General features: G+C 61.0%; 16 protein-coding genes. 15 read left to right on the forward strand and 1 reads right to left on the reverse strand.

The window, feature by feature from the left end; genetic code table 11:
- The first annotated feature begins 119 nt into the window (after positions 1-119).
- The 15 genes from ACQZ5H_RS05285 (at position 120) to lpxB (ending at position 15,055) form a co-directional block, all read left to right on the forward strand.
- Complete coding sequence (locus tag ACQZ5H_RS05285) at positions 120-959, forward strand: cell envelope integrity EipB family protein (RefSeq protein WP_130278396.1); 840 nt, start codon at positions 120-122, stop codon at positions 957-959.
- A 48-nt stretch (positions 960-1,007) separates the two neighbouring features.
- A complete protein-coding gene (locus ACQZ5H_RS05290; protein WP_449096930.1) occupies positions 1,008-1,718 on the forward strand; it encodes a pentapeptide repeat-containing protein in 711 nt (236 codons plus the stop codon).
- A 205-nt stretch (positions 1,719-1,923) separates the two neighbouring features.
- Positions 1,924-2,688, forward strand: a complete 765-nt coding sequence (rpsB, locus tag ACQZ5H_RS05295; protein WP_112711723.1) for a 30S ribosomal protein S2 — start codon at positions 1,924-1,926, stop codon at positions 2,686-2,688.
- A gap of 243 nt (positions 2,689-2,931) precedes the next feature.
- Positions 2,932-3,858 (forward strand): translation elongation factor Ts, encoded by a 927-nt coding sequence (gene tsf, locus ACQZ5H_RS05300; RefSeq protein ID WP_112711725.1) that lies wholly within the window; start codon positions 2,932-2,934, stop codon positions 3,856-3,858.
- Positions 3,859-3,953: 95 nt separating this feature from the next.
- Positions 3,954-4,676: a UMP kinase gene (gene pyrH, locus ACQZ5H_RS05305; protein ID WP_112711727.1), complete on the forward strand. Its 723-nt coding sequence runs from the start codon at positions 3,954-3,956 to the stop codon at positions 4,674-4,676.
- A gap of 55 nt (positions 4,677-4,731) precedes the next feature.
- The gene (gene frr, locus ACQZ5H_RS05310) at positions 4,732-5,292 is read left to right on the forward strand and encodes a ribosome recycling factor (protein WP_449096931.1); all 561 of its coding nucleotides are present in this window, start codon (positions 4,732-4,734) and stop codon (positions 5,290-5,292) included.
- Between the two features lie 36 nt (positions 5,293-5,328).
- Positions 5,329-6,072: an isoprenyl transferase gene (locus tag ACQZ5H_RS05315; RefSeq protein ID WP_449096932.1), complete on the forward strand. Its 744-nt coding sequence runs from the start codon at positions 5,329-5,331 to the stop codon at positions 6,070-6,072.
- Positions 6,072-6,908: a phosphatidate cytidylyltransferase gene (locus ACQZ5H_RS05320; protein ID WP_112711733.1), complete on the forward strand. Its 837-nt coding sequence runs from the start codon at positions 6,072-6,074 to the stop codon at positions 6,906-6,908. The genes ACQZ5H_RS05315 and ACQZ5H_RS05320 overlap by 1 nt, the downstream gene beginning before the upstream one ends.
- Positions 6,909-6,936: 28 nt before the next feature.
- Complete coding sequence (gene rseP, locus ACQZ5H_RS05325; protein WP_112711735.1) at positions 6,937-8,070, forward strand: RIP metalloprotease RseP; 1,134 nt, start codon at positions 6,937-6,939, stop codon at positions 8,068-8,070.
- Positions 8,071-8,267: 197 nt separating this feature from the next.
- Positions 8,268-10,610 carry an outer membrane protein assembly factor BamA gene (gene bamA / locus ACQZ5H_RS05330; protein ID WP_203429986.1) on the forward strand — a complete coding sequence of 781 codons (2,343 nt, stop codon included), beginning with the start codon at positions 8,268-8,270 and terminating at the stop codon, positions 10,608-10,610.
- A gap of 48 nt (positions 10,611-10,658) precedes the next feature.
- Positions 10,659-11,720, forward strand: a complete 1,062-nt coding sequence (gene lpxD / locus ACQZ5H_RS05335) for a UDP-3-O-(3-hydroxymyristoyl)glucosamine N-acyltransferase (protein ID WP_449096933.1) — start codon at positions 10,659-10,661, stop codon at positions 11,718-11,720.
- On the forward strand, positions 11,717-12,184 hold the full coding sequence (fabZ, locus tag ACQZ5H_RS05340) for a 3-hydroxyacyl-ACP dehydratase FabZ (RefSeq protein WP_112711739.1): 468 nt from the start codon (positions 11,717-11,719) through the stop codon (positions 12,182-12,184). The genes lpxD and fabZ overlap by 4 nt, the downstream gene beginning before the upstream one ends.
- Positions 12,181-12,999 (forward strand): acyl-ACP--UDP-N-acetylglucosamine O-acyltransferase, encoded by an 819-nt coding sequence (gene lpxA / locus ACQZ5H_RS05345; protein WP_112711741.1) that lies wholly within the window; start codon positions 12,181-12,183, stop codon positions 12,997-12,999. The genes fabZ and lpxA overlap by 4 nt, the downstream gene beginning before the upstream one ends.
- Positions 13,000-13,001: 2 nt before the next feature.
- On the forward strand, positions 13,002-13,883 hold the full coding sequence (locus ACQZ5H_RS05350) for an LpxI family protein (protein ID WP_449096934.1): 882 nt from the start codon (positions 13,002-13,004) through the stop codon (positions 13,881-13,883).
- Entirely contained in the window at positions 13,880-15,055 is a 1,176-nt protein-coding gene (lpxB, locus tag ACQZ5H_RS05355; protein WP_449096935.1) for a lipid-A-disaccharide synthase, read from the forward strand. The genes ACQZ5H_RS05350 and lpxB overlap by 4 nt, the downstream gene beginning before the upstream one ends.
- Positions 15,056-15,087: 32 nt before the next feature.
- Here the strand turns inward: lpxB and gltA are convergent, their stop codons facing one another.
- Entirely contained in the window at positions 15,088-16,377 is a 1,290-nt protein-coding gene (gltA, locus tag ACQZ5H_RS05360; RefSeq protein WP_112711747.1) for a citrate synthase, read from the reverse strand.
- Between the last annotated feature and the right edge of the window lie 8 nt (positions 16,378-16,385).

Genomic DNA, 16,385 nt, shown 5'->3' on the forward strand with positions numbered 1-16,385 from the left:
TTGTCAATGCTTCAAAAATTATGCATCAAGACTAGAATATTGCGTATGACAGCTTCCAGCCTCGATTTGGCCGAAAGCGTTCTTATAACATCGCGGCCGAGTCCAACAGGAGATAATGGATGTTCCGATCGAGTCTTGCCGCTCTGCTGCTTGCAAGCGTTTCCGCAAATGCATGGGCTGCGGCGCCCGCTGCCGGAGCGGCGATCGCTTCGGGCCTTGTCGCGCATCGGGCAATTTACGATCTGGAGCTCAAGGACGCCTCGGAACGCTCGGGCATTGCCGGCATGTCGGGCCGCATGGTCTACGAATTCAACGGCAATTACTGCGAAGGCTTCACCACCAATTTCCGCTTCGTGACGCAGATCGATACCGGCGACAACACCCGCGTCAGCGACCAGCAGACCAAGACCTTCGAGAATATCAAGGACCGCAAGTTCACCTTCGAGACGAAGTCCTTCACGGACGACCAACTCGACAAGGAAGTGAACGGCGAAGCGAGCGACAAGGCCGATGGCGTCACCGTCGATCTGACGAGCCCGCAGGCAAAGGAGCTGCAGCTCGCCGAGAGCCGTTTCCCGACCGAGCACATGCTCGACGTGATCGAGAACGCCAAGTCGGGCAAGCGCTTCTTCGAAGCCCGCGTCTTCGACGGTTCCGACGATGGCGACAAGGCCCTGGCGACCACGACCGTTGTCGGCAAGCTCGTCAGCCCCAAGGCCGGCGACGAGGCTGATGCCGGTAATGCCGGCGCATTCGCCAAGACCGCTTTCTGGCCGGTGACGATTTCCTACTTCAACGAGAATAGCAAGACCGACGCCTTGCCAGTCTACCGCATGTCGTTCAAGCTCTATGAGAACGGCATCACCCGTGACTTGACGATGGACTACGGCGACTTCGTTCTGACGGGAAAGCTCGCCAAACTTGAAATGCTCGACAAGAAGCCCGAGACCTGCAAGTAACCTCTTGAAGCCGCATCGAATCGGCAGGTCTTCTTCCGGGAGGTTGGCATGGCACACATGCCGGTAAAATTGCTTGCGACATCCTTGATCGCGCTCGGCGCCGTCTGCGCCGCGCTGCCCGCGATGGCGGCCGATTGCAGCGATACGCCTTATTCCGGCGTCGACTGGAGCAATTGCAACAAGAAGAACCTGATGCTGGAGTCGAGCGACTTCGAGGGCGCCAATCTCTCGGACGCCGATCTGTCGCAGACCAGCCTGAAGGGCGCCAATCTCACTTCGGCGAATTTCGAGAAGGCGACGCTGGTGCGTGCCTGGCTCGAGGGTGCCAAGGCTGACGGCGCCAAGTTCGACAAGATCGAGGCCTACCGCTCGGTTTTCCAGAATGCCTCGGCGCAGAAGGCCTCCTTCGTTGCTGCTGAGCTGCAGCGCGCCGACTTCACCGGCGCGCAGCTTTCGGGCTCAAGCTTCGAGAAGGCCGAGCTCGGCCGTACCAATTTCAGCAAGGCGACGCTCAGCGAATCCAAGTTTTCGCTCGCGAACCTGTCGCGCGCCAACATGGTCGGCGCGACTTTCGGTGGTCAGGTCAGCTTCGACCGTGCCTTCATGTATCTGACGCGCATCGAAGGCGTCGATCTGTCTTCGGCGCAGGGGCTGGAGCAGACGCAGATCGAGCTTGCCTGCGGCGACGCCTCGACGAAGCTGCCGTCGGGCCTCAAGGCGCCGGCCGGTTGGCCATGCCCGGCTGAAACCGACAATTGACGCTGGCAGCGCCCGCGGATCCCTGCAATCAGGCAGTTTTTTCCGCGCGAGCCTTGCATTTGCAGTGAATCGACTGTAAGGGCACCCGCATTCCACACGCAAGGCATGGGATGGTCCGGGAGAAATCCGGATTGTTCCGCCCGGTGGCATCCCGAAAGGATGCTGTTCGTCTTGCGGGGGTTCAACCGGAAAAGGATGACTAGGCATGGCATTGCCCGATTTTTCTATGCGCCAGCTTCTTGAAGCAGGCGTCCACTTCGGCCACCAGACGCACCGCTGGAACCCGAAGATGAAGCCGTACATTTTCGGCGATCGTAACAACATTCACATCATCGACCTCGCTCAGACGGTTCCGATGCTGTCGCGCGCCCTCCAGGTCGTGTCCGACACCGTTGCCCGTGGCGGCCGCGTTCTGTTCGTTGGCACCAAGCGTCAGGCTTCCGAGCTCATCGCTGACTCGGCCAAGCGTTCCGCTCAGTACTACGTCAACTCGCGTTGGCTCGGCGGCATGATGACCAACTGGAAGACGATCTCCAACTCGATCCAGCGCCTGCGCAAGCTCGACGAGATCCTGAGCTCGGAAGGCTCCGGCTACTCCAAGAAGGAACGCCTGAACCTCGAGCGCGAGCGCGAAAAGCTCGACAAGGCTCTCGGTGGTATCAAGGACATGGGCGGCACGCCGGACCTGATGTTCATCATCGACACCAACAAGGAAAAGATCGCGATCGACGAAGCCAAGCGCCTCGGCATCCCGGTCGTTGCCATCATCGACTCGAACTGCGATCCGGACCTGATCGACTACCCGATCCCGGGCAACGACGACGCTTCGCGCGCCATCGCTCTCTACTGCGACCTGATCGCACGCGCTGCCATCGACGGCATCGCTCGTCAGCAGGGCGCATCGGGCCGCGATCTCGGCGCAGCGATCGATGCACCGGTTGAGCCGGCGCTCGACGAAACCGGCGCCTGATAAAGAAGCAGGCGGGCAGTATCGCCCGTCATGCTTTCCAGAGATTGGGAAAGGCCGCTCGCGACTCTCAGAAGTTCGGCGGCCTTGACCATTTCAGGCGAGGGCGATCTGCCCCTTGCCGCCACAGTTTCGATATGACGCGTCATTCATCACGCTGTCATACATACAGGTACATTTCGTGCCTCAATCCGGTGCAGCACCGCGTTTCGCGGGCCACCGTTTGAACCGACAAAGAGGAAGCTTATGACCGAGATTACGGCTGCACTGGTAAAGGAACTGCGCGAGAAGTCCGGCGCAGGCATGATGGACTGCAAGAAGGCGCTGCTGGAAACCAACGGCGACATCGAAGCAGCGATCGACTGGCTCCGTGCCAAGGGCATCTCGAAGGCCGACAAGAAGGCCGGCCGCGCTGCTGCCGAAGGTCTGGTTGCCATCGCTGGCGCCGGCCACAAGGCTGTTGTCGTCGAGCTGAACTCCGAAACCGACTTCGTTGCCCGTAACGACGCCTTCCAGGACCTCGTCCGCGGCATCGCCAACGTTGCTCTCGGCACCGACGGTTCGGTTGAAGCCATCGCTGCTGCGACCTACCCGGCATCCGGCAAGCCGGTCGCCGACACCATCAAGGACGCGATCGCAACCATCGGCGAAAACATGACGCTCCGTCGCGCTGCCAAGCTCGAAGTCGAGCACGGCGTCGTTGCGACCTACATCCACAACGCTGCCGGCGACGGCATCGGCAAGCTCGGCGTTCTCGTCGCTCTGAAGTCGGAAGGCGACAAGGCTGTCCTGACCTCGATCGGCCGCCAGGTTGCCATGCACATCGCTGCGACCAACCCGCTCGCGATCCGCGCCGAAGAAGTCGACGCTGCAGTTGCCGAGCGCGAACGCAACGTCTTCATCGAGCAGGCCCGCGAATCCGGCAAGCCGGAAGCCATCATCGAAAAGATGGTCGAAGGCCGTATGCGCAAGTTCTTCGAAGAAGTCGCTCTGCTCTCGCAGGCTTTCGTCATCAACCCCGACCTGACGGTCGGAGCTGCTGTCAAGGAAGCTGAAAAGGAAGCCGGCGCGAAGATCGAAGTCGTCGGCATGGCACGTCTCCTCCTCGGCGAAGGCGTCGAGAAGGAAGAGAGCGACTTCGCTGCTGAAGTTGCTGCTGTCGCCAAGGGCTGATAGCGCCTCATACATGTGAAAACGCAAGGGCATCGCGTGACAACGCGGTGCCCTTCGTGTATCCGGCAGTCAGCGGTGATTAACGAGGAGCCAAGATGTCGCGAGAGCCTGTCTACAAACGTGTTCTACTCAAGGCTTCCGGCGAAGCCCTCATGGGCAGCCAGGGCTTCGGTATCGACGTAGCGGTGGCGGACCGCATCGCGTCTGATATCGCTGAAGCCCGCCAGATGGGCGTCGAAGTCGGCGTCGTCGTCGGCGGCGGCAACATTTTCCGCGGCGTTGCAGTCGCTTCCAAGGGCGGCGATCGGGTGACCGGCGACCACATGGGGATGCTCGCGACCGTCATCAACGCGCTGGCGCTCGCAACCTCGCTGCGCAAGCTGAATATCGATACGGTCGTCCTGTCGGCCATCGCCATGCCGGAGATCTGTGAGAGCTTCTCCCAGCGCGCGACGCTCTACCACCTGTCGCTCGGCCGCGTGGTGATCTTCGCCGGCGGTACCGGCAATCCCTTCTTCACGACCGACTCTGCAGCAGCGCTGCGCGCCGCCGAAATGGGCGCCGAAGCGATCTTCAAGGGCACGCAGGTCGATGGCATCTACTCGGCCGATCCGAAGAAGGTTCCGGACGCGACGCGCTTCGACCGGCTGACGCACAAGGAAGTGCTCGACAAGGGCCTCGCCGTCATGGACGTCGCAGCCGTCGCGCTTGCCCGCGAAAACTCCATTCCGATCATCGTCTTCTCGATCCACGAGAAGGGTGGTTTTGCTGAAATCTTGACGGGCGGTGGCCTCAAGACCATCGTATCCGACAACTGACGATAGACTGCGCCGCGTGAGACGGCGCGATTGCGACTGAGACGGGAGCATTGCTATGAGTGAAGGCATCGACATCAAGGAAATCAAGCGCCGCATGGATGGCGCGGTTTCCGCATTCAAGAGCGATATCGCATCGCTGCGCACCGGCCGTGCCTCGGCCAACATTCTGGATCCGGTGATGGTCGAAGCCTACGGTTCGCGCGTGCCGCTCAACCAGGTCGCCAACATCACCGTGCCGGAGCCTCGCATGCTGTCGGTCTCGGTCTGGGACAAGTCGATGGTTTCCGCCACCGAGCGCGCGATCCGCGAATCGAGCCTCGGCCTGAACCCGATCGTCGATGGCCAGAATCTGCGCATTCCGCTGCCGGAGCTCAACGAAGAGCGCCGCAAGTCGCTGGTCAAGGTTGCCCACGATTACGCCGAAAAGAGCAAGGTGGCGATTCGCCATGTTCGCCGTGACGGCATGGACGGCCTTAAGAAAGCCGAAAAGGACGGTGTCATTGGCCAGGATGAAAGCCGCGCCCAGTCCGATCGTGTGCAGAAGATGACGGATGAGACGATTTCCGAAATCGATCGCTTGCTTGCGGATAAGGAAAAGGAAATCATGCAGGTCTAAGGCTTTCGCCTGCGCCCCCAAGAAACCGGACGGGAAATGTCGAAACCAGCATTCGCAAGCATGCCAGAACACGTTGCCATCATCATGGATGGCAACGGCCGTTGGGCCAAGCAGCGTGGCCTGCCGCGCGCCATGGGCCACCGCAAGGGTGTCGAAGCCGTACGCGAGACCGTGCGTGCTGCCGGCGACGCTGGCGTCAAGTATCTGACGCTGTTCGCATTCTCTTCGGAGAACTGGCGCCGGCCCGAAGCCGAAGTGTCGGATCTGATGGGCCTGCTCAAGGCGTTCATCCGCCGCGATCTTGCCGAACTGCATTCCGAAAATGTCCGCATCCGGATCATCGGTGATCGCTACACGCTGCGCAGCGATATTCTCGATCTGCTGCTGGAAGCTGAGGAGACGACGCGCAACAACACTGCGCTGACGCTCGTGATCGCCTTCAACTATGGCTCGCGCGACGAGATCGCCCGGGCCATGGTGAGCCTGGCCAAGGACGTCGAGGCCGGCGTGCTGCGGGCGCAGGACGTGACAGCGGCGCTGATCAATGCCCGGCTGGATACGGCTGGTATTCCCGACCCCGACCTCATCATCCGCACCAGCGGCGAGGAGCGGCTGTCGAACTTCCTGCTCTGGCAGGCCGCCTATTCCGAATTCATCTTCGTGCCGGAATACTGGCCGGACTTCGGGCGCGAACTCTTCTATTCCGCCCTCGAAAAATTCGCCGCCCGCGACCGCCGTTTCGGTGGCTTGTCGTCGCAGGCCGCAGCAGTGGGTACTTGATGCAGCAGGAACTGAAGCTCCGTATCATCTCAGGAATCATTCTGGCCGCGATCGTTCTCGCGGCGACTTGGTACGGAGGTCTGGCGTTCCGCGCGCTGTCGTCGCTGATCGGGCTGCTGATCTATTATGAATGGTCGGCGATCACAGGCCTGCAGCGCGAGCAGCCGGCGGCCAATGTCGTCGGTTGGGCCGGGCAGGGCGCCATTGCCCTTGCAATCCTGCTGGAGCGTTTCGACTGGGCGCTCGGGGCTCTCCTGGCACTCTTTCTGGTCGCGATCGGCTTCGTCGTCCTGCGCGGCGTCAGCCGCTGGTTTCCGGCAGGCGTCGTCTATGCCGGGCTGACGGGGATCGCGCTCGCCGAAATCCGCGGCGCCGACCTTTCCGGCCTGCATGCCATGCTCTTCGTCTTTGCCGTCGTCTGGGCGACCGATATTCTCGCCTATTTCGTCGGCCGCGCCATCGGTGGCCCGAAGCTGGCGCCGAAGATCTCTCCCGGAAAGACACAATCGGGCGCCATGGGCGGTGCCGTCTCGGCGGTGATTGCCGGTAGCCTGATCGCCTACATCTTCGTGCCGGGCGCCGATTGGGTCGTCGCCGCGGCGGTTGCCTTCATCCTGTCGGTCTGCAGCCAGGCGGGCGATCTCTTCGAATCCTTCATCAAGCGCCGTTTCGGCGTGAAGGATTCGAGCCATCTGATTCCCGGACATGGCGGGGTCATGGACCGCGTCGACGGTCTGATTTTTGCCTGCTTTGCGGCTTTCTTGCTTGCGACAGGTTTTTCCTTGATAAAGGGCGGAGCAGCAGCGCCGCTCGGTGCGGCACTGTTCGGACTTTGAAAGCGGCGAAAGGCGGCGGAAGAAACTTATGGAAGGCTTGACCGGTATATTCGGCTTCCTGACGGGATATATTATCCCCTTTGTATTGGTGCTCTCACTGCTCGTTTTCGTGCATGAGATGGGCCACTATCTCGTTGGCCGCTGGAGCGGCATCCGCATTCTGGCCTTTTCCGTCGGCTTCGGCCCCGAAATCATCGGATTCAGCGACCGCCACGGCACGCGCTGGAAGATTTCCGCCATCCCGCTCGGCGGCTATGTGCGATTCTTCGGGGACGAGGATGCATCGAGCAAGCCGGATACCAGCGTTCTCGACGCAATGTCCGACGAGGACCGGGCTCGCTCGTTTGCCGGCGCCAAGCTCTGGAAGCGGGCGGCGACGGTAGCGGCCGGTCCGATTGCCAATTTCATTCTGGCAATCGCCATCTTCACTGTTTTGTTTTCGATCTACGGCCGCTCTGTCGCTGATCCTGTCGTCGCTGAGGTTAAGCCCGAGAGCGCTGCGGCGGAGGCCGGCATTCTTCCGGGCGACCTGCTGATCGCGATCGATGGCGGCAAGGTCGAGACCTTCGACGATGTCCGCCGCTATGTCAGCATTCGTCCCGAGCAGAAGATCGTCGTCAGCATCGAACGCAACGGCGAGAAGATGGATCTGCCGATGGTGCCGAAGCGCACCGATATGACCGACCAGTTCGGCAACAAGATCGAGATCGGCCTGATCGGCATCGTCACCAACCAGGAAGTCGGCCATTTCCGGATCCAGACCTACACGCCGGTCCAGGCGCTCCAGGAAGGCACGGTCCAGACCTGGCATATCGTCACTGGCACCTTCAAATATATCGGCAATCTCTTTGCCGGATACATGAAGCCGGACCAGCTCGGCGGACCGATCCGCGTTGCGCAGGCATCCGGTCAGATGGCGACGCTTGGTGTTGCCGCGGTGCTGCAACTGGCAGCGGTATTGTCGGTCTCTATTGGATTGCTTAACCTCATGCCCGTCCCGGTACTTGATGGCGGGCATCTGATGTTCTATGCGATTGAAGCCGTGAGGGGAAAACCTTTGGGTTCATCGGCTCAGGAAATTGCATTTCGCATTGGTCTGGCTATGGTGCTCTCGCTAATGGTTTTTGCTACTTGGAATGACATAAGCGCGCTCATTGGATAAGGGCGTCTGGCGAGGGAAAATTACCGTTTATTTACGATGTTTCAAAGCTGTAGTGGCGAATGGGTCACGCTTCGAAATGAAGTAAACAGAAATTAACTTGCTACCTTGCTTGTATGTCAAAAGCGGGTAAAACGACACACGTGGCCGGAATCGGGGTTATCCCGGCGACGGGGACGAGAAAAAAGGTAATGGGTGAAATGAAGGCTGGTTCAAGATTTTTGAACGCAGTATCGGCGGTTGCGCTGTCTGCAAGTGTTGTGGCTTCGGGCGCAGGTGTCATTACAATCGTCTCTGCGAGTGCGGCTGAAGCCGCAGTCATTCAGCGCATCGATGTACGCGGGGCAAGCCGCGTCGGTGCGGAGGCTGTGCGTTCCAACCTCACCATTCAGCCGGGCAAGAGCTTCTCGAACACCGATATCGATGACTCGGTGAAGCAGCTCTACGGCACCGGTTACTTCTCCGACGTGAAGATCTCCGTCTCCGGCGGTACGCTCGTCGTGCAGGTCCAGGAAGCGCAGCTGGTCAACCAGGTCGTCTTCAACGGCAACCGCAAGGTCAAGGACGACAAGCTGGCGTCCGTCGTTGGTACGCACGCCTCTGGCCCGTACAACGATGCGCAGATCCAGGCCGACATCGCCGCCATCAAGGAAGCCTACGCCGCCACCGGCCGTAGCGAAGTCAATGTCACGACGCAGGTCGTTCCGCTCGGCGAAGGCCGCGTGAACCTTGCCTTCGTGATCGACGAAGGCGATCGCACCAAGATCGCCGCCATCAATTTCGTAGGCAACAATGCCTACAGCGCCGGCCGCCTCGCTGCCGTCATTCAGACGAAGCGCTCGAACTTCCTGTCGTTCCTGACGCGCAAGGACGTTTACAACGAAGACAAGCTGCGCGCCGACGAAGAAGCGCTGCGCCAGTTCTACTTCAACCGCGGCTATGCCGACTTCAAGATCGTCTCGTCCGACGCCCAGTTCGACGAAACCACGAACAAGTACACGCTGACCTTCAATATCGAGGAAGGCCCGCGCTACAACTTCGGCGCGGTCACCGTTCAGTCGACCGTCGATGGCGTCAGCGGCGAGCAGCTGCAGGGCCTCGTCAAGACGCATGAAGGCGAAGTCTACAGCGCCAAGAGCGTTCAGCAGTCCATGGAAGCGATCTCCGATCAGGTTGCTTCGGCAGGCTATCCGTTCGCCCGTGTCACGCCGCGCGGCAACCGCGACCTCGGCAACAACACGATCGGCGTCGAATACCTCGTCGACCAGGGCGAGCGCGCTTACATCGAGCGCATCGAAATCCGCGGCAACAGCCGCACGCGTGACTACGTCATCCGCCGCGAATTCGACGTCTCCGAAGGCGACGCATTCAATCAGCAGATGATCACCAAGGCGAAGCGCCGCCTCGAAGCTCTCGGCTTCTTCTCGTCGGTCAACATCAGCACGCAGCCGGGCAGCGCTCCGGACCGCGTCGTCGTTGTCGTTGATGTCCAGGATCAGTCGACCGGTTCGTTCGGTATCGGCGCCGGCTACGCTGCTGGTGGCGACGGCCTCATCCTCGAAGCCTCGATCGAAGAAAAGAACTTCCTCGGCCGCGGCCAGTACATCAAGGTTTCGGCCGGTGGTGGTCTCGAAGGTTCGCAGAGCTACGGCCTGAGCTTTACCGAGCCCTACTTCCTCGGCTATCGCCTGGCGACCGGTTTCGACCTGAACCACAGCGAAACCTCGAGCAACGACAACTACGACTACACGGAAGACAGCCTGGTTCTGCGCGCAACTGCGCCGATCACCGAAGATCTGGCTTCGACCTTCCGTTATAACTTCAAGCGTATGGACTATGACTCCAGCGGTAGTGATCTGAGCGATCTGTCGACGCCGTATCAGGATCTCGTCAACAACGGTCCGTGGATCAAGTCGTCGGTCTCGCAGACCTTCACATACAACACGCTCGACGACATGACGTTGCCGCGTGAAGGTATCTACGCCACCCTGACCAACGAAATCGCAGGCCTCGGCGGCGACTCGCAATTCTACAAGGTCTACGGTAAGGCCCGCTACTATCACCTGCTCGCTGACGACGCCGACATCATCGGCTCGCTCTCTGCTGGTGCTGGTTATGTCGTCGGCCTCGGCAAGGACCTGAACATCTTCGACCAGTTCACGCTGGGTAACAGCGATATCCGTGGCTTCGAAAACAAGGGTATCGGCCCGCGCGTCGGCAATGGTCCGGATGATCCGCTCGGTGGCACGACCTACTTCACGGTTTCGGCTGAAGCATCGTTCCCGATGCCTGGCTTCCCGCGTGACTTCGGTCTGCGTGGTGCCGTCTTCGCCGATGCGGGCACGCTGTTCGGCAACGACGTGAAGGTCACCAGCCCTGAAACGGTCAATGGTGAAGATGCAGCGCTTCGCGCATCCGTCGGTCTTGGCTTGATCTGGCAGTCTCCGTTCGGCGCTCTCCGCGTCGACTACGCGATGCCGGTACTCAAGAAGGACTACGACAAGACGCAGTACTTCAAGTTTGGCATCAACAACCAATTCTGATATCGGCAGTCCGGAACCATACTGGAATTCCGTTCTGGAGCATTGCCGATGGAGCAAAATTCGTTCTTCAAGCCTCGGGATGGGGTGACGCTCTCTGAGCTCGCCCAATATCTCGGGGCAGAACTTCCCGATTCATCAAAGGCAGATGTGATCATTCGCTCTGTGGCTCCGGTCAACCGGGCCCAGGCGGGTGACCTTTGCTATGTGATCTCGCGGAAGAGCAAAGCTGAGCTTGAGACCTGCGAGGCATCCGCCGTGCTGTGCGATCCCGCGCTGCTGTCGGCGATCCCGCCGCATATCCCGGCTCTCATATCGAAAAACCCGCATGCGGCTTTCGCCATGGCGGGCGGCTACCTTCATCCGTCGGCCCTGCAGCCGCTTCCGGCCATGTCGGACGACGCGACTGTTGGTACCGGCGCCGTCATCGATCCGACTGCCAAGCTGGAAGCCGGAGTCGTCGTTGAGCCTCTCGCGATCATCGGTGCCAATGTCGAGATCGGCACTGGCACGCGCATCGGCGCAGGCGCGATCATCGGGCAGGGCGTCAAGATCGGCCGGAACTGCTCGATCGCGAGCGGCGCCAGCGTTCTCTGTGCCTTCCTCGGCAATCACGTGATCATCCATAATGGTGCCCGTATCGGCCAGGATGGCTTCGGCTATGCGCCGGGACCGCGCGGCATGATCAAGATCGTTCAGATCGGCCGCGTCATCATCCAGGACAATGTCGAGATCGGCGCCAACGCGACGATCGATCGCGGCACCATGGACGATACGGTGATCGGCGAAGGCACCAAGATCGATAACCAGGTGCAGATCGGCCATAACGTGAAGATCGGCCGCCATTGCGCCATCGTCTCTCAGGTCGGCATTGCCGGCAGTACGGTGATCGGCGACGGCGTGCAGATCGGTGGTCAGGCGGGCCTCAACGGCCATATCACCATTGGCAGCGGCGTGCAGATCGCCGCCAAGAGTGGCGTCGTGCAGAGCATTCCTGCAGGCGAGCGCTATGGCGGCATCCCGGCGCGTCCGATCAAGGATTTCCTGCGCGAGTCCGCGGAAATAATGATACGCTCCGGTGCGCGGGCGAGTAAAACGGGAGACAAGGAATGACTGAAGAAGCAAAGGCTTCTCTTTCGTCGGCTGACATCATCGAGATCATGAAGCTCCTGCCGCATCGCTATCCGTTCCTGATGGTCGACAAGATCATCGAGATCGACGGCGACGATTCTGCGATCGGTATCAAGAACGTCACCGCCAACGAGCCGCAGTTCACCGGCCATTTTCCGGAATCGCCGATCATGCCTGGCGTGCTCCTGATCGAGGGCATGGCGCAGACGGCTGGTGCTATCTGCGCCCGCAAGGACGGCTCGAACGGCAACCTCGTCTACTTCATGACGATCGACAATGCCCGTTTCCGCAAGCCGGTTATCCCGGGCGACCGCGTCGAATTCCACGTCAAGAAGCTGAAGCAGCGCGGCAATATCTGGAAGTTCCATTGCGACGCCAAGGTTGATGGCAACCTTGCGGCGGAAGCCGATATCGGCGCGATGATCCTGCGTAAGGACCAGGCATGAGCACGGTTGCTGCCAGCGCACGTATTCACCCGATGGCCGTCGTCGAAGACGGCGCCGTCATCGGCGAGAACGTGACGATCGGCCCCTTCGCCTATGTTGGGCCGAAGGTGACGCTTCATGATGACGTGCATCTGCATCCGCATTCGATCGTGACCGGCCGCACCGAGCTCGGCAAGGGCTCGAAGGTCTTCCCGATGGCCGTGATCGGCGGCGATCCGCAGAGCGTCCATCACGCCGGCGAAGAGACGACCTTGACCATCGGCGAAAACTGCACGATGCGCGAAGGCGTGACGATCAACACCGGCACGTCGGATTTCGGCGGCAAGACGATCGTCGGCAACAACAATCTCTTCCTCGCCAATTCGCATGTGGCGCATGATTGCCGCGTCGGCAACAACGTCATCATGTCGAACAACGTCATGCTGGCCGGCCACGTCACGATCGAGGATCGCGTCATTCTCGGCGGCGGCTGTGCGGTCCATCAGTTCACCCGCGTCGGCCGCCAGGCTTTCGTCGGCGGTCTGTCCGCCGTCAGCTACGACGTCATTCCCTACGGCATGCTGAACGGCAATCCGGGCCTTCTCGGTGGCCTCAACGTTGTCGGCATGACCCGTGCAGGCATCGACCGCGCCGTCATCCACATCGTTCGCCGTGCCTACAAGGCAATCTTCGAAGGTGCCAATTCGGTACGCGACAATGCTGCCGCAATCCGCGCCGAATATGCCGATTGCCCGCAGGTGGTCGAGATCCTCGATTTCATCGCTGCTGAAAGCGACCGGGCGCTGTCTTCGCCGACGCGGGGACAGAAAGGCTGAGCGTGTCTCTGGCTGGTGACACTGCAAAGGGCCGTCTGGCGATCATCGCCGGGAACGGCCTTTTGCCGGCTTATGTCGCCGAGGCCGCCCGCGCCGCCGGCGATGAACCTTTCATCATCTCCCTGAAGGGCGAGCTCGACCGCTCCTGGCAGGACTACGACCACGCCGTCATCGGCGTCGCCGATTTCGCAGCGCTCGAAGGCATTTTCAGCAAGAATGACATCCGCCGCGTCGTCATGTCCGGAGGGGTGCGCCGCCGCCCGGAATGGCGTGAGATACGACCCAGCTGGAAGACCGTCGGCAAGGTACCCTCGGTCATACGGACGCTGCTCTCTGGCGGCGATGACACCGTGCTGCAAATGGTCATCAAGCTTATCGAAACTGATGGCCGCCGCGTCATCGGCGCCCAGGAGATCGCACCTGATCTGCTGGCCTCGGTGGGGCCGGTCGGTGTGGTCGCACCAGACAAGGACGATATCACCGATATCCTGAAGGCGGCCGAGGCAGCAAATGCCTTGGGGCTGCTCGATGTCGGACAGGGCGCCGTTTCCGTCGGCGGCCGCGTTGTTGCGCTCGAAGGCCCCGAAGGCACCGACGGCATGCTGGAGCGTGTCGCCTCGTTGCGCACAGCAGGTCGCATTTCCGCCCGCCGCAAGGGCGTCCTCGTCAAGCTCTGCAAGCCGCAGCAGGACCTGCGCGCCGATCTGCCCTCGATCGGGCCGTCGACTGTTGAAAATGCCAGAAAGGCCGGTTTGGCGGGGATCGCCGTCGAGGCGGGCAGGGCACTGGTGCTGGAACGCGAAGCGCTGATCGCTGCTGCCAATGCATCCGGCCTGTTTGTCACTGGACTGGATCGCGGCCTGCCGTCCTGGGGGCTCGCATGAGCCGCAATTTGAAGATCGGCATCATTGCCGGCGAAGTATCCGGCGATCTGCTGGGCGGCGATCTGATTGCTGCCCTGAAGCGCATCCATGACGGCCCCGTCGAGCTCGTCGGCGTCGGCGGAGAGGCGCTCGAAGCGCAGGGCCTCAAATCGCTGTTCGACTATTCCGAACTGTCGATCATGGGCATCAGTCAGGTGCTCGCCAAGCTTCCGACGCTCTACAGGCTGATCCGCCAGACGACGGCGGCGCTGATTGCCGCCAAGCCCGACATCCTGATCATCATAGACAGCCCCGATTTCACTCATCGCGTTGCCAAGCGCGTGCGCACGGCGCTGCCTGATCTGCCGGTCGTCAACTACGTCTGTCCGAGCGTCTGGGCCTGGAAGGAATACCGCGCCCAGCGCATGCTCGGCTACGTCGATCATGTGCTCGCCGTTCTGCCTTTCGAGCCCGAAGTCATGCAGCGCCTCGGTGGCCCGCCGACGACCTATGTCGGACACAGGCTGACTGCGGACGCAAATCTGCTGGCTGCCCGAAGCAGCCGCGCGGCCCGAGCCATCTCGCCGGATCAGCGCAAGACGATCATGCTGCTGCCGGGCTCGCGCTCGACCGAGATATCCAAGCTGATGCCCTTCTTCGAGGATGCGGCAGACGATCTCCTGGCGCGCAATGGCGACATCCGCTTCGTCATGCCCACGGTGAGCCGCCGCGAGGCGCTGGTGCGCGAGCTGGTATCGCAGTGGAAAGTGCAGCCCGAGATCCTGATCGGCAGCGATGCCAAGTGGCGCGCTTTTGGCGAGGCGGATGCGGCGCTGGCCGCCTCCGGAACGGTGATCCTCGAGCTCGCGCTCGCAGGCGTGCCGACGGTCTCGACCTACAAGACCGACTGGATCATCTCGCTGATGACCTCGCGCATCAAGACCTGGACGGCGGCGATCCCGAACCTGATTGCCGATTACGCCGTGGTACCCGAATATTTCAACGACAGCGTCCGTGGCGGAGCGCTTGCCCGCTGGATGGAGCGGCTGTCCGGCGATACCGCGCAGCGGCGCACCATGCTGGAAGGCTACGATCTCGTCTGGCAACGCATGCAGACGGAAAAGCCACCCGGAGAGAAGGCGGCGGAGATCGTTCTCGACGTTCTGGACAAGAAAAAACCCGGTCATCGCTGACCGGGTTTTTTGTTTTCGGATTGTCCGGGCGCTTAGCGCTTGGAAACCGGAACGTAATCGCGCTGTGCTTCACCGATATAGAGTTGGCGCGGGCGGCCGATGCGCTGCTGCGGATCCTCGATCATTTCGTTCCACTGAGCGATCCAGCCGACGGTGCGGGCGAGAGCGAACAGAACGGTGAACATGGTCGTGGGGAAGCCGAGCGCCTTCAGCGTGATACCCGAGTAGAAGTCGATGTTCGGGTAGAGCTTCTTCTCGATGAAATACTCGTCGGTGAGCGCGATGCGCTCAAGTTCCATCGCCACTTCGAGAAGCGGATCGTCCTTGATGCCGAGTTCGCCGAGAACTTCATGCGTCGTCTTCTGCATGATCTTGGCGCGCGGATCGTAGTTCTTGTAGACGCGGTGACCAAAGCCCATCAGGCGGAACGGATCGTTCTTGTCCTTGGCGCGTGCGACATATTCGGGGATACGATCGACGGAGCCGATCTCCGACAGCATGTTGAGCGCTGCTTCGTTGGCGCCGCCGTGAGCAGGGCCCCAGAGGCAGGCAATGCCGGCCGCGATGCAGGCGAACGGGTTTGCACCCGAAGAGCCGGCGAGACGAACGGTCGAGGTCGAAGCGTTCTGCTCGTGGTCCGCATGCAGGATGAAGATACGGTCCATGGCGCGGGAGAGAACCGGATTGACCGTGTACTCTTCGCAGGGAACGGCAAAGCACATGCGCAGGAAGTTCGACGCGTAATCGAGGTCGTTCTTCGGGTAAACGAAGGGCTGGCCGATGTGGTACTTGTAGGCCATTGCGGCCAGCGTCGGCATCTTGGCGATCATGCGCAGCGAAGCGACCATGCGCTGGTGCGGATCGGTGATGTCGGTCGAGTCGTGGTAGAAGGCCGACAGGGCGCCGACACAGCCGCACATGACGGCCATCGGATGCGCATCACGGCGGAAGCCGGTGAAGAAGCGGCTCATCTGTTCGTGCACCATCGTGTGGTGCGTCACGCGGTGGTCGAAGTCCTTCTTCTGAGCTGCCGTCGGCAGTTCGCCGTAAAGCAGGAGATAGCAGACTTCCAGGAAGTCGCCGTGCTCGGCCAGCTGCTCGATCGGATAGCCGCGGTGCAAGAGAACGCCCTCATCGCCATCGATGTAGGTGATCTTCGATTCACAGGATGCGGTCGAGGTGAAACCAGGATCGTACGTGAAGGAGCCGGTGTTTTTGTAGAGTGCGCCGATATCGATGACATCTGGCCCAATCGTTCCGCTCTTTACGGAAAGATTGGCGGACTTGTCGCCGATTTTGATTGTTGCGCTTTGATCCGTCATTCTGATCC

This window comes from Rhizobium sp. 21-4511-3d, assembly GCF_053522545.1.